Raw genomic sequence first — 15,433 nt, 5'->3', positions numbered from 1 at the left:
AGTGCGGTGAGGAAGCATCACTTATTGGAAATCCTTCAGGTTCCAGTTGCCGATGTCGTCATCGGTACCGGCTTCGCCATCCTGACCCATGGAGAAGATGTCGATCTTGCCGTACTGGCCCGGGCTCAGCAGCTGATACTGGTTGCCCCAGGGATCTTGCGGCAGGCGCTTGATGTAGCCGCCATCGCGGTAGCTGCGCGGCGCCGGGTCGATGGAGGGTTTGGTCACCAGTGCTTCCAGACCCTGCTCGGTGGTCGGGTAGCGGTTGTTGTCCAGCTTGTACATGTCGAGGGCATTTTCCAGCGCCACGATATCGGAGACCGCTTTCTGCTGGTCGGCTTTCTCCTTGTTGCCCATCAGGTTGGGCACCACCAGACTGGCCAGAATGCCCAAGATCACGATGACCACCATAACTTCCAGCAGGGTAAAACCGGATTGACGACGTTTGTTCATGAGTTGCTCCGTAACGAATGAGATGGGATAGCCCATCAGAGAGTGATTACTGGGTGGGTTCGACGGGCCGCCAACGGGTCGCCGAACGCCGGAAACTTACATATTCACCATGTTGTTGAGCTCGAGGATCGGCTGCAGGATCGACATCACAATAAACAGCACCACCCCGGCCATGGAGACCACCAGCATGGGTTCGAACACCCCGAGGGCGATATTGACCTGGGATTCAAACTCCCGATCCTGGTTGTCTGCCGCCCGCTCCAGCATGCTGTCGAGCTCGCCGCTCTGTTCGCCAGAGGCGATCATGTGCAGCATCATGGGCGGGAAAATCTTGGTCTCGGTCAGCGACTTGCGCAGACTGGTCCCCTCGCGCACCCGTTCGGCGGCCTCGAGAATGCGCATTCTGGCAAAGTCGTTGGAGAGTACTTCACCGGCGATCTTCATCCCTTCCAGCAGCGGCACCGCGCTGGCGTTGAGGATGCTCAAGGTGCGGGCGAAGCGGGCGGTGTTGAGACCCCGGCTGACCCGGCCAATCACCGGCAGGCCGAGCAGCACCTGATGCCAGCGCCGGCGGCGCTTCTCGTCGGTGAGCCACCAGCGCCAGACAAAGCTGGCGATAAAGAGCAGCAGCAGGAACCAGAGGCCGTAGGCTTGCATCAGCTCGCTGGTACCGATGAGAAAACGGGTGGTGCCCGGCAGCTGCTGGCCCATGTGTTCAAACTGGGCCACCACCTTGGGCACCACCGCGGTAAGCAGGATCGAGATAACCCCGATGGCGACGCAGGTAAGCACGATGGGGTAGATCATCGCCTGCAGCAGCTTGGTCCGCATATGCTGGCGCTGCTCGGTGTAGTCGGCGAGGCGGTTGAGCACCTTCTCCAGATGGCCCGATTTTTCACCGGCCGCCACCATGGAGCGAAACAGCTGATCGAACACGTGGGGAAAAGCCCCCAGCGAGTCTGCCAGCGAATACCCTTCCACCACCTTGCTGCGCACGGTCGCCACCAGAGAGCGCAAGTGCGCCTTTTCGCACTGCTCGGCCACCGCCTTGAGCGCCTCTTCAATGGTGAGACCGGCCCCCACCAGAGTCGCCAGCTGGCGGGTGATCAGGGCCAGCTCGGCAGTGGAGGCGCCACGACGAAACAGGGCGAAGCGGGTCGCCTCCCGTTTCGCCTTCTCGGTGGTCTCGTTTACCTCGAGCGGGGTGAGCCCCTGCTCGCGCAGCAGCTGGCGTACCTGACGGGCGGAATCCCCCTCCATCACACCACTCTTGCTGCGACCCTTGCCGTCGAGGGCCTTGTATTCGAATGCCGCCATCTCAATCTTCCCGGGTCACGCGTAGCACCTCTTCGAGGCTGGTTTGCCCCTTGAGTACCTTGTCGATGCCGTCGCGGCGAATACTGGGGGTGTGGCCGCGGATCAGCCGCTCGATGGCCATCTCGCCGCTGGCGCCGTGGATCGCCTCGCGCACCGCCTCATCGACCACCACCAGTTCGTGGATACCGGTTCGACCGCGATAACCGGTGTGGTTGCACTGCTCGCAGCCCACCGCATGCCAGATATGCTGATCCGGCTCCAGTTTGATCCCCATGGAGAGGCGCTCCTGCTCGGTGGCCGGACGCGATGTGCGGCAATCGGGGCAGAGGGTGCGCACCAGCCGCTGGGCCAGTACCGCCAAGAGCGATGAGGAGAGCAGGAAGGGCTCGATCCCCATGTCCCGCATCCGGGTGATGGCGCCGATGGCGGTGTTGGTGTGCAGGGTCGACATCACCAGATGACCGGTGAGCGATGCCTGCACCGCGATCTGGGCGGTCTCCAGATCTCGAATTTCCCCCACCATCACCACATCCGGGTCTTGACGCAAAATGGCGCGCAGGCCGCGGGCGAAGGTCATGTCTACCTTGCTGTTTACCTGGGTCTGGCCCACTCCTTCGAGGTCATATTCGATGGGATCTTCCACCGTCAAAATGTTGCGATCCCGCGAGTTGATCTCGGAGAGCGCCGCATAGAGGGTGGTGGATTTACCGGAACCGGTCGGGCCGGTGACCAGAATGATGCCGTGGGGCTTGCGGATAAGCTCGCTGATGATGCTGCGGTTGCGCGCCGTCATGCCGAGCTGCTTGAGCTCGAGGCGAATGGTGTTCTTGTCGAGCAGACGCAGTACCACCCGCTCGCCGTAGCTGGACGGCATGGTGGAGACCCGCACATCGACGGCGCGGCCGCCGATGCGCAACGAGATGCGGCCATCCTGCGGTACCCGCTTCTCGGCGATGTCCATCCGCGACATGACCTTGATCCGCGAGACCAGGAGTGAGGCCAGCTTGCGATGGGGGCGCAGGATCTCCCGCAGCACCCCATCGATGCGAAACCGGATCACCAGCGCCCGCTCGAAAGTCTCGATATGGATATCGGAGGCCTCCTCCTTGATCGCTTCGCTCAACATGGCGTTGATGAGGCGAATGATGGGGGCATCGTCATCGGCGTCCAGCAGATCTTCGCTCTGGGGCAGCTCTTCGGCCAGGGCGAAGAAGTCCATCTCGTTGCCGAGATCTTCCATCAGCTGGCGCGCCTCGGAGGAGTCGCGCTGATAGTGGGCCATCAGCAGCTCTTCAAAGGCGTCGTTGTCAAGTTGCTCCACCGCAAAGGCACAGCCTGCCACCCGGCGAACTTCCAGCAGGGTCTGCGGCGTCACGCCGGTACGGCACTGCAGCACTGGTGCGCCGTCACGCTCGCTGAGGATCACCCCGAAGTTGCGGGCAAACGCAAAGGGGAGCTCGGGCAGCGGGGGAGGCAGGCTGCTCCCGTCGAGATGATAGGCACTCATCAGGGGCGGCTCTGCACAAAGGGGGTGGTGCTTTCTACAGCGCTCTGCTGGCGAACCTTCATCTGTTCAACCTGCTTTTGTACTTCCTTTTGCAGCTCGGGCGACATCATTACATCCTGACCATAAGCCGGCAGTACCTGGCGTTTGGGCGAGGTGAGATAACCCTCCTGGGCGGCCGCATCCAGCTGTTCGGCACGGAACAGGGAGTACTTGTTGCTGGAGATGCCGGAGTAGACGTCGGCATCGCGCAAGATGGTGGGCCGGATAAAGACCATCAGGTTGCGTTTCGAGGTGCTGTTGGAGGTGGAGCGGAACAGGTAACCCAGCACAGGAATATCACCGAGCAGCGGCACTTTTGACACGTTCTCGCTGGTCTTCTCATCCATCAGGCCACCCAGAACGACTGTCTCGCCACTTTTGACCAGCACGGCGTTTTTCACGGTGCGGGTATCGAAGGTGGGGCCAAGGGTAGAGGTGCCTTCTGCAGGCTTGGTTGCCACGCTGGATACCTCCTGCTCTATTGTGAGTAGAACCGAATCCCCTTCGTTGATCTGGGGGGTGACCACCAGCTTGGTGCCGACCGTCTTGCGCTCGATGGTGTTGAAGATGTTGTCGCCAGAGGTCGAGCTCTGTGAACCGGTCTGGACAGGCACCTCCTGGCCTACGTTGAACGATGCCTCCTTGTTGTCCATGGTGACAATGCTCGGCGTGGAGAGAATATCGTTCTTGGTATTGGAGGCGAGCGCCGTGGCCAGCATGGCCCAGTCGCCGTGATAGAAGCCGGCAGCCATACCGTTAAAGTTTTCCAGAAGTTTACTGGCGGCGGCAGTATTGCCGTTCTGGTAATCCTTGCCTGCCGCGATGGCGCCACCGATCGGCAGGCCGGTGTTGGTAAACTGGGTACCACCACCATTGGCATTGCCCCACTGGACGCCGAGGTTGAGGCCATCGCCATCGGCTATTTCGACGATGATCGCCTCTACCAGCACCTGGGCGCGGCGAATATCGAGCTTGGCGATGACCTGCTCCAGTTCTGCCATCACATCGGGCTGGGCGGTGATGACCAACGCGTTGGTAGTCTCGTCGGCGGAGATGGCCAGTTTGCCACCGCCGATACTGCCGCCACCGCCCATGGAGGCCGCGTTGCCGCCCCCCTTCTTGTCCGCTTCGATGCTGGAGCTGACCCCTTTGAGGACATCCACCAGATCCTTGGCCTTGCCATATTTGAGGTAGAAGACCCGGGTGTTGCCTTGGCTCTGCAGGTCGCGGTCGAGCTGGCGTACCATCTGGATGATGCGGGCGCGTGCCTTTGGCTCGCCACTCACCACCACCGAGTTGGTGCGCTCGTCGGCGACCACCTTGGGGGCCAGCAGCAGGCTGGTGGTGCCCCCTTGCGGGTTGTTATCCTTGTTGAGATTGGTCACCAGCCGCACGATTTCGCCAGCCGAGGCGAACTTGAGCTTGATGATGTCCACATCCTGATCGCCAGCACGGTCGACCCGGTTGACCACCTCCACCAGCCGGTTTACCACGGCGGCACGGCCGGTGATGAGCAGCACGTTGGAGGGCTCGTAGTGCACTACGTTGCCGCCACCGGCGTTATCGTTGAGCTGGCGCAGCAGGGGGGCCAGTTCGCGCACCGAGACGTTGCGCACCGGTACTACCCGGGTCACCATCTCGTCGCCCATGCCCGGATTGCTGCCATCCACCACCGGAATGGCGGAGGTCTTGGCATCGCGCGAGCGCAACACCTTGAGCACGCCGTTATCCATCGGCACCACGGCAAAACCGTAGACGTCGAGCACGCTCAGGAAGAACTGGTAGTACTGCTCCTCGTTGAGCAGGTCGTAGCTGCGGACGTTGATCTTGCCGCGCACCGAGGGCTCGATGATGATGGTCTTGTTGAGATTCTTGCCCACCGTGTTGATGAACTCTTCGATATCGGCGTTCTTGAAGCTGGCCGAATACTCGGTGGCCCAGGCTGATCCTGCCATCATCAGTGCCGCCGCTATGGTGGCCAGACGCCAGCCTTTCCCTTTATTGGTCATTCTTGGTACGACTCCAAAATCATTATTCTGACAAGCGAACATAGACATCGAACTGTTCACCCTGCCGCTCGACGGTCACTGTCAATTCGTTAGCACCAGCCAGCTGCTGCATCGCCTGCATGGCCTGCATGTTGTCACGCAGATCCAGGCCGTTGATGCTGATGGCCAGATCATTGGCCTGCAGCCCGCTCTGGTTGAAGAGTTCCGGATTGTTGCCCGGATTGAGGCGATAGCCCGCCAGGCGGCCATCCACCTGAACCGGTGAAATATTGAGGTAATCGGTGATCTTGCCGGGATCGCTCATCAGCTCGCTGCGCACGGAGGAGAGCGGAGCGTTACCGCCTTGTTGGGGCAGGGGCTTGCCGTACTCTTCGCCATCGAGCATCAGGGTTTCGTCGCGGCCATCGCGCTCTATGATGACCCGGTCGGGGTAGACCTGACGGATCCGTGCCTGGGTACCGTCGATGAGATCCCCCACGCTGTAGGAGTTCTGAATCCCCGACATAGCGATGATGGCGATCGATTTGGCCGGATCGGAGCTGGCCAGCACGCCGTTGAGCTGGGCATTGAGCTGGGTTCGCGGTGCGTTGGCGGCGACCGCTTTGATCTGTTGCGCCTTGGGGATAGCCTTGCCAAACAGGGAGAGGCGGCTCACTTCACCGAGTTCAAGACGGGGAGCACTTTGGCCCGCAGTTGCAATGACGGAGGGCTGCCACGGCTGACTGCTCTGGGGCGTGGCCAGGGCGAGCAGACGCCAGGTGAGGTTGGCACACTGCTGGGCCAGCAGGATCAGCAATAGCAGAAAGACCGCCTTAGTGATGCGGGCCATGGGAAGCCGCCGGCACTGGGCCAGCAGCTTGATCAAGATCTCATCCCTGGATGGTCGGGTCATGTTCGTCAACATTGTTTCGGGCTTTGGTGCAGCTGGCTATTGTGTACGGCGAGCCGTTTGGACACAACGTTCGAACGGTTGCAATCGGCAAAACTTGATATTTCATCACACCTTGAGCGTTCCATTGCTTATTAAAGAGGCAACCAAGTGCCAGTCAGCACCCTGGTTGTGGCGAATCTCAGCCCTGCCAATCCTGCAGCGCCTTGAGGGTGACACTCTGGCCACCCACATCCAGCACCATGTACTCCTGAGCGATGGAGGCCAGGCGCACCCCGGGGGCAATCTCGCTCCCCTCCCGGTATTCACGGCCATTGAGCACCACAGCCCGTTTGGCGGGGTTGGATGAGAACACATGGGAACCATAGCTGAACGCGGGAACCTGCTGGCGGATCGAAAGCGGCGCGGCATTCAGCGGCATCAGCTGGGCCGGCTGCACGCTCTGGGGCACTGTACCCGACTCCTGTTGCAGCGGTGTTTCGTTGAGGGCGCGCATCAGCTGTTCAGCCAGAGTAGGTCGACTTGCGGCCGGGTTACTGGTGGCGGCTGCAACCCTGGGCTGCTGCACCACCGGCTCCGGCAGGGGAGGTGGCAGCGGCCGCGTTACCATCGCCTTGGGCTCCACTCGCACGAAGGGCGGGGTGACCACCTCTTTCACCTCGACTTTCTCCTCGATGGGGCGCAGGTGGATCAGGTGCCAGCCATAGTTGGCGCCAGCACCTAGCAGCAGGGCGAGCGGAGCAAGCAGCCAGACCAGGCGGCGGGATGTCCGCGCCTCTTCGCGGGGCATGGCAAGCCCCATGGCGGGGATACAGGTTTGTGGCTGCGGTTGCTGTGCGCGGTGCAGCGCCTTGAGCAGGGTAGACATCAGGAGGCCTCCTCCAGTCTGGGCATGGGTTCACCGGAGAGGGCGTTGAGGCGCAGCAGGGTATTGCTGCCGGCGATGCCGTCAGGGTTGAGCCCCTGATCCCGCTGGAACTGCTGCAGTTTGTTCTTGAGCTCGCCATCGAAGCGACGCACCTTGCGCTCGGGCTGTTGCAGCGCACGGCTCAGGGCATTGTCGAGCCACTGGATCTGGGCCTGCCCCGCATTGTTGCCGATCAGGCTGGCGCCCCCCTTGGGCATGCGCCAGAGCAGGGTGTAGCTGCCGCCCCAGTTGTCGCTGAGCCACTGCCTCTCAACCTGCCAGCTCTGGTTGCCGATCATCAGGCGCGCCTGCTTGGGGCCGAGAGTGACCAGGGTGGCATAGTAGATACCGCCCGTCTCGTCGGTAAGGCTGACCATGGCGGGGTATTGCAGATTGCGCAGCTCATCGAGGCTCGCTTCCCCCTCCTGACAGCGCAGGCCGGCGCGGGGGGCGTTGTCGCAGGTGGCATCCTCCAGCTCGGGCTCGTAGCCCCAGACCCGGTAGAGATTCTGCATTGCGCCCTCGGGGTCGAGTGCCTGATTGATCGCCTCGGTAAGCTGCTCCTGCTGCTCGGCGGTCTCATCGACGGTAACCGGTACCTCGACCTTGACCACCGGGCGGGTGGGGAAGACGCCGAAGAACTGCCAGCCCCACCAGCCAGCCGCCACCAGCAGGGAGCCAGCCAGAGCGACCGCAAGGCCGGAGAGCCAGCTCCCCTCGTCGCGGATCCCGCTCACCTCAAAGGCGGCCTGACTGATGTCGCCATGGACAATCTTGTAGCTGCCACGGGCAAAGGCGGCGATCAGGGCGCGGTCGCAGATGAGGTTGATAAGACGGGGAATGCCACCGCTTAGGCGGTGGAGGGTCTGGATTGCCCTGGGGGTAAAAATGGGCTGTACGCAGCCGGCGACCTGCAGCCGGAAGCGAACATAGGCATCGACATCGCCGGCACCCAGGGGCAGCAGGTGGTAGCGAGCGGTAATGCGCTGGGCCAGCTGGCGCAGCAGGGGCTGGCGCAACATCTGCTGCAGCTCTGGCTGACCGATCAGCACCACCTGTAGCAGCTTCTTCTCGTCGGTTTCGAGGTTGGTCAGCAGGCGCAACTGCTCCAGCACCTCTGGCAGCAGATGCTGGGCCTCATCCACCAGCACCACGCTGCGCTTGCCTGCCGCCAGATTGGCCAGCAGGTGGTCGCGAATAAGGTCGAACAACAGCTTGATCCCCGCCTCGGTCGGGTAGGCAAGCTGAAACTCGTCACAGATGGCCGCCAGCAGATCCCGCTCGGTCAGCGAGGGGTTGAGGATATAGGCGATCTCGGTCTCGGCGGGCAGCTGTTGCAGCAGGCAGCGGGAGACGGTGGTCTTGCCGGTGCCTACTTCGCCGGTCAGTAGCACAAAGCCGCCGCCATCCTGCAATCCGTAGCTGAGATGGGCCAGAGCCTCCCCGTGCCGCTCGCTCATGTAGAGATATTTGGGATTGGGCGAGATGGAGAACGGGTGTTCCGAGAGGCCAAAGAACTGTGTGTACATGAGGGATTCTTTTGTGACCAGTTACAGGTAAAAAATGTCTCCGGATGATAGCAAACCTCGCACTCATTGGAAGCTATCCGAGTGGACAAGAGACAAATGACGGCACTTTCCCTTCATCTTGTGATCCAGAGTCGGGATTGTGCCGCTCAAATGGTCAAAAAATAGCGGTGATTTGCAAAAATAAGTTTATTGTCAACAGCTTGGGGAGGCGAAGTTTTCACCTATCGGTTCGTTATCGGGTTTGCCGACTCAGCGATGATCCTGAAATTTGGCCGCTATCTCCTTGAACTGCGCCTCGCAGGCGAGAAACGCCTTGACTATGTTCGGGTCGAAATGACTGCCGCTTCCTTTCACGATGATCTCCTTCGCTTCCTCATGGCTGAAGGCGGGTTTGTAGACCCGTTTCGAGATGAGGGCATCGTAGACATCCGCCACCGCCATCAGCCGCCCTGAGAGAGGAATAGCCTCACCCGCCAGCCCTGCCGGATAGCCGCTGCCATCCCACTTTTCGTGGTGGGTGAGGGAGATCTCCCGCGCCAGCCGCAGGAAGGAGTTGGAGCCCAGCTGCGCCTCGGCGCTCGCCAGCGCATCAGCACCGATCTGCGGGTGGCGCTTCATGATGGCGAACTCCTCATCGGTCAGCTTGCCCGGCTTGAGCAGGATGGCGTCGGGAATGCCCACCTTGCCCACATCGTGCAGCGGGGCTGATTTGAACAAAAGATCGATAGTGGCATCATCCAGTGGATAGCTATCCCAGTTGCTGAAGCTCAGATGCTCCGCCAGCGCCTTGACGTAGTGTTGGGTACGGATGATATGGGCGCCGGTCTCGTTGTCACGGGTCTCTGCCAGCGAGGCGAGGCCGAGAATGGCCACATCCCGGGTCAGATTGAGTTCGTCGCTGCGGGATTTCAGCTCGCCGATCATCTGATTGGTGCTGGCGGCGATAAGGCCAAACTCGTCATCCCGGGTGACCGGCACCCGGGCATCGAAGTCACCGCATTGCACTCTGGCCATGGTGCTGGTCTGGTGGCGCAGGGAGAGGCCAAGGTTGCGGCCGTAGCCGTGAATGATGAGGGCGAGATAGCTGAAGGTCACCGTCATCACGAAGGCGATCTCCCACAGGATGTAGTGCTGGGCCTCGACTCTCGGCAGGCTGCGCTCCACCGTCACCAGCCACTCCAGATCTTTGTTGAACAGCAAGAAGAATACGCACCCCAATAAGGTGAGGGTTGCCAGGGTAAAGAGGGTGAACTTGCGTGGCAGCGGCATGGCCAGCGGATGGCTCAGTGCCAGGCTCTGCTCGGCTTGCCGTGCTCTGGCCCGATGCCAATCCCGCTCCAGAGTCAGGTCGGCCGCCACCAGAAAGCCGAGGGTGGTCATCCCCAGCAAGACCTTGAGGTGACTCTCCAGCGGAAAGTCGTGGGCCAGGGCGTTGTAGCCCGAGAGCAGCAGTGCTCCCAGCAGGTAGAAACCTACCTCCAGTCCAAACCCGTCCAGCCCGTTACGCGGCAGGGGCCGCCTTGAGAGCAGGCGGTTGCGCACGGCGAACATGATGGCGAACGTCACCAGCGTCGGCCCCAGCAGCTGGGGTAGGGTGAGGCTCTCGAGAAACGGGCAGACCTGCCAGCCATAGAGACAAAAGAATGACAGGGTTACCCCGTAGTGCAGGGCGCAGCGCCCCGAGATTCTCATCATGATTTCACCTGAACAGCGTTTTTGTTGTTATGGCCGCCGCGACAGGCGCACCATCCTCAGCACCGTTGCAGCAGCAGGCTACCGATAGAGTAGCCGGCGCCAAACGAGCATAGGACGCCGCGTGCCCCCGCAGGAAGGTCGCGATTGTACAGATGAAACGCGATGATGGAACCCGCCGAGCTGGTATTGCCATAGCTGTCGAGAATGACCGGCGCCTCCTGCTGGCTGGCATCGTGGCCCAGCAGCTTGCGGCCGATGAACTGGTTCATGGTGAGGTTGGCCTGATGGAGCCAGAGCCGGCTCAGGGAGTCTGCTGCCCAACCCTGTTCATCGAGCTGGCCGGCAATCTGGTCGCACACCAGCGGCAACACCTCCTTGAACACCTTGCGACCCTGCTGGCGAAACAGCTTGTCGTCGCCGTAGCGGGTACGCGGGCTTAGCCGGTTCAAAAAGCCGAAGTTGTTGCGGATGTTGTTGGAGTACCGGGTCACCAGCTTGCTTGCTACCAGTTGCCACGGATTGGCCACCTTGCAATCGACCTGCCGCTCCAGCAGCACCGCGGTGCAGGCATCGCCGAAGATAAAGTGGCTATCCCGATCGCGAAAATTGAGGTGCCCCGAACAGATCTCCGGATTGACCACCAGCGCCAGTTTGGCGCTGCCTGCCGCCAGCATGTCGGCTGCTGTTTTGATACCGAAGGTGGCAGACGAGCAGGCCACGTTCATGTCAAAGGCCATGCCGCTCGCTCCCAGATAGTGCTGCAGCTCGATGGCCAGCGCCGGGTAGGGGCGTGGCATGTTGGATGCCGCCACTATCACCAAATCGATCTCTCCCGGCTCGCGGCCGGCGGTGATCAGCGCCTGTTCGGCGGCGGCCACCGCCATCTCCACCATGATGGAGGGCATCTCATCGGGCCGCTCTGCCAGCAGCGGCTGCATGATGTCGGGGTTGAGCACTCCCTCGCGGCTCACCAGATAACGGCTCTTGATGCCGGAGGCCTTCTCGATGAACTCGCAGCTGGAGTGCTGCTTGGCGGGGAGCTGGCCGGCGTCGATGGCGGAGGCGTTCTCCTCGTTGTAGAGATCCACATACTGGTTGAAGGCGGCCACCAGCTCTTCATTGCTGACGGCAAAGGGGGGTGTATAGAGGCCTGAGCCACTGATCACGATAGAGGTCATCTTTGCTCCTCGCCGGGTGCGTTCCCGGCTTGTCGGTTTATAGGGTAGAGAGGGTTACAGCTGGTCGATCGCCGCAGCGAGACCCGCCAGGGTCAGCGGATGCATCCGCCCGCCAACCACGTCATTCATCAATTTTATCGAGGGGTGCCAGAGCCACTCCCGGCGCGGTGTGGGGTTGATCCACACCAGTTTGGGAAAGTGTTGCTGCAAGCGGGTAAGCCACACCTGACCCGACTCTTCATTCCACTGCTCGACACTGCCACCCGGCCAGGTGATCTCGTAGGGGCCCATGGTGGCATCCCCCACCAGGATCACCCGGTAGTCGCTGCCGTAGGTGCGCAGCAGGCGCAGGGTATCGAACCGCTCCTCAAAGCGGCGGGCGTTATCCTTCCAGACGAAGTCGTAGAGGCAGTTGTGAAAATAGAAGTACTCCAGATGCTTGAATTCGTGGCGCAGGGCGGAGAAGAGGCGCTGCACCTCGGCCACGTGGGCATCCATGGAGCCTCCGACATCGAAGAAAACCAACAGCTTGACCCCGTTGTGGCGCTCGGGCCGCAGCTTCACATCGAGCCAGCCCTGGCGGGCAGAACTTTTTATGGTGTCGTCGAGATCCAGCTCGTCGGGATTGCCTTTGCGCACCCAGCGTCTGAGCTTGCGCAGTGCCAGCTGGATGGCGCGCTGGCCGAGCGGCGAGTCGTCGCTGAAGTTGCGATAGTGGCGGGCCTCCCACACCTTGGTCGCCTTGCCGTGCTGCCCCTCTCCACCCATGCGGACGCCCTCGGGGTGAAAACCACCGTGGCCAAACGGGCTACTGCCACCGGTCCCCACCCACTTGTTGCCGCCGGCGTGGCGCTCTTTCTGTTCGCTTAACCGCTGGTTGAGGGTCTCCAGCAGCTTGTCGAGTCCGCCGAGGGATTTGAGCAGCGCCTTCTCCTCTGGGCTCAACAGCCGTTCGAACTCCTTGCGCAGCCACTCCTCGGGCAGGTTCTCCGGCAGCAGGGGGATGGCTTCCAGTCCCTCGTAGTATTCGGCGAAGGCGCGATCGAAGCGATCGTAGTGAGCCTCGTCTTTTACCAGCAGGCAGCGGGAGAGTTGGTAGAACTCGTCCATATCGATGGTGACCAGCCGGGCCGCCAGCGCGGCGTGCAAGTCCAGCAGTTCGCGCAGGCTGCAGGGGAGCTTGTGGCGGCGCAGGTGGGTAAAAAAGTCGATCAACATGGGTCAGCTGCCGCGTCGGGCCAAAAAGGCGAGCTTCTCGAAGAGATGCAAATCCTGCTCGGTCTTGAGCAGGGCGCCATATAGCGCGGGCACCAGCTTGCCGGGCTCGCGGGCGCGCATCGCCTCGGGGGCGATATCGTCGGCCAGGAGCAGGCGGATCCAGTCTAGCAGCTCCGAGGTGGAGGGCTTCTTGCGCAGTTCCTCTACCTCGCGCAGCTCGAAGAAGAGATCCATTGCCTCGCCAAGCAGGCTCTCCTTGAGGTCGGGGTAGTGGAGTTTGACGATGGCCTGCATCTCGGCCTTGTCAGGAAAGCGAATGTAGTGGAAGAAACAGCGACGCAGGAAGGCATCCGGCAGCTCTTTTTCATTGTTGGAGGTGATGATGACCACCGGCCGCTGGCGTGCCTTGACTCGCTCGCCGGTCTCGTAGACGTCGAACTCCATCCGATCCAGCTCCAGCAGCAGATCGTTGGGGAATTCGATGTCGGCCTTGTCGATCTCGTCGATCAGCAGCACCGGTCGCTGCTCGGCGCTGAAAGCCTGCCACAGCTTGCCCTGGCGAATGTAGTGGCTGATATCGGCCACTCTGGGGTCGCCGAGCTGGGAATCGCGCAGCCGGGCCACCGCATCATATTCGTAGAGTCCCTGCTGGGCTTTGGTGGTGGACTTGATATGCCAGGCAATGAGATCGGTGCCGAGATGGTCGGCGACCGCTTCCGCCAGCACCGTCTTGCCGGTGCCTGGCTCCCCTTTGATCAGCAGCGGTTTTTCGAGGGTGATGGCGGCATTGACCGCCATCTTCAATGCATCGGAGGCGAGATACTGGCTGCTTCCTGAAAATCCCATAACGTCGGTTCCTTTGACGATTGGCTCCCGGAGTCAGGGGCCAGAGAGAATAAGCTCTATATGTTGTAATACCATATGGTTATAACGAATAGTCACTTCTCATTCAGAAACCACAGGGTAATCTTGTTTCATCGTCGTAACAAACACAGGGATAGCACCATGAGCAAAATTTTTGAGGACAATAGCCAGACTATCGGTCACACCCCGCTGGTTCGTCTCAACCGTGTTACCAAAGGCCGCGTACTGGCCAAGATCGAGAGCCGCAACCCCAGCTTCAGCGTCAAGTGCCGTATCGGTGCCAACCTGATTTGGGATGCCGAGAAGCGCGGCATCCTGACCAAGGGTAAGGAGATCATCGAGCCCACCAGCGGCAACACGGGTATTGCTCTGGCCTTCGTCGCGGCTGCTCGTGGCTATCCCATCACCCTGACCATGCCAGCCACCATGAGTCTGGAGCGCCGCAAGCTGCTCAAGGCGCTCGGGGCCAATCTGGTGCTGACCGAAGGGCCGCTCGGCATGAAAGGGGCCATTGCCAAGGCCAACGAGATCCTCGAGTCCGAGCCGGGCAAGTATGTGCTGTTGCAACAGTTTGAAAACCCGGCCAACCCGGAGATCCACGAAAAGACCACTGGCCCCGAGATTTGGGATGCCACTGACGGTGAGGTGGATGTGTTCGTGGCCGGGGTCGGTACCGGTGGCACCATTACCGGTGTCTCCCGCTACCTGAAAAAGACTCAGGGCAAGGCGGTGGTCTCTGTCGCCGTTGAGCCTGCCGAGTCGCCGGTCATCAGCCAGAAGCTGGCCGGTGAAGAGATCAAACCGGGCCCCCACAAGATCCAGGGTATTGGTGCCGGCTTTATTCCGGGCAACCTCGACCTCTCCCTGATTGACCGTGTCGAGCAGGTGACCAGTGACGAAGCTATCGAGATGGCTCGCCGCCTGATGGAGGAGGAGGGGATCCTGGCAGGTATCAGCTCCGGTGCTGCTGTGGTGGCTGCCAGCCGTCTGGCCGAGCTGCCGGAGTTTGAAGGAAAAACGATAGTCGTCATCCTGCCGAGCGCCGCGGAGCGCTACCTCTCCAGTGCCCTGTTTGCTGGCGTATTCAGCGAGCAAGAACTGCAGCAGTAAACCACAAGATTGCACTGACCAGACGGCGCTCCCAGGAGCGCCGTTTCTTTATGGGCTAGACTCTGCATCGCCCAGCGCCAGTCGGGCCCTTATTTTTTGGGGTAAAATAACAAGCTCCGGAGCGAGAAAAAAAGCAGACATTCTGTGATAAATCTCATATCCTGTGCGGCGTCACGCGGTGTCTGATGGTCAGGTATCACAAAGTAACAAAGTGTTATTTTTCGTTATAAAATAATTTCAGGCCAGTCCTGATGCGGCTTGTAGCCCAATAACGGAAAAATCCCGACCAAGACACCGAAATACTGCACAGAAAATTGACCTGGATTAAACCATTGCGGGTCTGCTTTCGTTACTTTACAACATATCCATACTGACACGGTGGGTCAGGTTGTCTGAAAAGCGACCAGCTCACTAAAAAATATCAATAATATGGGGTGAAACCATGTACGAGAAGTCTGTTGTTATTACTGCTGAAAACGGCCTGCACACCCGTCCGGCAGCTCAGTTCGTGAAAGAAGCCAAAGAATTCCAAAGCGAGATCACTGTGGTCTCCGGTGGCAAATCCGCCAGCGCCAAGAGCCTGTTCAAGCTGCAGACTCTGGGTCTGACCAAAGGCACCAACGTGACCATCCAGGCCGACGGCCCGGACGCTCAGAAAGCCGTTGAGAAGCTGGTTGCCCTGATGGACGAGCTGGAGTAATCCAGCTTTACTCCTCCC

The 15,433-nt window shown here is 60.7% G+C and carries 13 protein-coding genes; 2 read left to right on the top strand and 11 right to left on the bottom strand.

All coding sequences use genetic code 11. The features are described from left to right. Positions 1 to 21 precede the first annotated feature (21 nt). From exeG to BS300_RS08090, 11 genes are all read right to left on the bottom strand, one after another. The gene (gene exeG / locus BS300_RS08140; protein WP_033113031.1) at positions 22 to 453 is read right to left on the bottom strand and encodes a GspG family T2SS major pseudopilin variant ExeG; all 432 of its coding nucleotides are present in this window, start codon (positions 451 to 453) and stop codon (positions 22 to 24) included. Between the two features lie 96 nt (positions 454 to 549). After that, the gene (gene exeF / locus BS300_RS08135; protein WP_042033052.1) at positions 550 to 1,770 is read right to left on the bottom strand and encodes a GspF family T2SS innner membrane protein variant ExeF; all 1,221 of its coding nucleotides are present in this window, start codon (positions 1,768 to 1,770) and stop codon (positions 550 to 552) included. 1 nt (position 1,771) lies between these two features. Beyond that, positions 1,772 to 3,277, bottom strand: a complete 1,506-nt coding sequence (gene gspE, locus BS300_RS08130) for a type II secretion system ATPase GspE (protein ID WP_071912057.1) — start codon at positions 3,275 to 3,277, stop codon at positions 1,772 to 1,774. Continuing rightward, entirely contained in the window at positions 3,277 to 5,325 is a 2,049-nt protein-coding gene (exeD, locus tag BS300_RS08125; protein WP_071912055.1) for a GspD family T2SS secretin variant ExeD, read from the bottom strand. Before exeD ends, gspE begins: the two co-directional genes overlap by 1 nt. Before the next feature lie 22 nt (positions 5,326 to 5,347). Continuing rightward, positions 5,348 to 6,190, bottom strand: a complete 843-nt coding sequence (gene exeC, locus BS300_RS08120) for a GspC family type II secretion system variant ExeC (RefSeq protein WP_239693815.1) — start codon at positions 6,188 to 6,190, stop codon at positions 5,348 to 5,350. Between the two features lie 205 nt (positions 6,191 to 6,395). Further along, positions 6,396 to 7,082 carry a GspB family T2SS assembly factor variant ExeB gene (gene exeB / locus BS300_RS08115; RefSeq protein ID WP_071912051.1) on the bottom strand — a complete coding sequence of 229 codons (687 nt, stop codon included), beginning with the start codon at positions 7,080 to 7,082 and terminating at the stop codon, positions 6,396 to 6,398. Beyond that, positions 7,082 to 8,650 carry an ExeA family protein gene (locus BS300_RS08110; protein ID WP_071912049.1) on the bottom strand — a complete coding sequence of 523 codons (1,569 nt, stop codon included), beginning with the start codon at positions 8,648 to 8,650 and terminating at the stop codon, positions 7,082 to 7,084. Before BS300_RS08110 ends, exeB begins: the two co-directional genes overlap by 1 nt. 249 nt (positions 8,651 to 8,899) lie before the next feature. Continuing rightward, positions 8,900 to 10,345 carry an HD domain-containing phosphohydrolase gene (locus BS300_RS08105; RefSeq protein ID WP_071912047.1) on the bottom strand — a complete coding sequence of 482 codons (1,446 nt, stop codon included), beginning with the start codon at positions 10,343 to 10,345 and terminating at the stop codon, positions 8,900 to 8,902. A gap of 56 nt (positions 10,346 to 10,401) precedes the next feature. After that, complete coding sequence (locus BS300_RS08100) at positions 10,402 to 11,523, bottom strand: beta-ketoacyl-ACP synthase III (RefSeq protein WP_071912045.1); 1,122 nt, start codon at positions 11,521 to 11,523, stop codon at positions 10,402 to 10,404. A gap of 54 nt (positions 11,524 to 11,577) precedes the next feature. Beyond that, positions 11,578 to 12,741, bottom strand: a complete 1,164-nt coding sequence (locus BS300_RS08095) for a VWA domain-containing protein (RefSeq protein WP_071912042.1) — start codon at positions 12,739 to 12,741, stop codon at positions 11,578 to 11,580. 3 nt (positions 12,742 to 12,744) lie between these two features. Beyond that, on the bottom strand, positions 12,745 to 13,587 hold the full coding sequence (locus BS300_RS08090; RefSeq protein ID WP_071912040.1) for a MoxR family ATPase: 843 nt from the start codon (positions 13,585 to 13,587) through the stop codon (positions 12,745 to 12,747). A 159-nt stretch (positions 13,588 to 13,746) separates the two neighbouring features. Here BS300_RS08090 and cysK point away from each other — a divergent pair, with 159 nt between their 5' ends. Both cysK and BS300_RS08080 read left to right on the top strand, forming a co-directional pair. Next, complete coding sequence (gene cysK / locus BS300_RS08085) at positions 13,747 to 14,715, top strand: cysteine synthase A (protein ID WP_005347490.1); 969 nt, start codon at positions 13,747 to 13,749, stop codon at positions 14,713 to 14,715. A gap of 442 nt (positions 14,716 to 15,157) precedes the next feature. After that, positions 15,158 to 15,415, top strand: coding sequence for an HPr family phosphocarrier protein (locus BS300_RS08080; RefSeq protein WP_005303128.1), 258 nt, complete (start codon positions 15,158 to 15,160; stop codon positions 15,413 to 15,415). Positions 15,416 to 15,433 lie beyond the last annotated feature (18 nt).

Origin of the sequence: Aeromonas sp. SCS5 (assembly GCF_001887375.1) — a bacterium.
GTDB classification, from domain to species: Bacteria; Pseudomonadota; Gammaproteobacteria; order Enterobacterales; family Aeromonadaceae; genus Aeromonas; species Aeromonas jandaei.
Note: the sequence above shows the minus strand (reverse complement) of the source record. Positions and strands in the feature narration are given on the sequence as shown.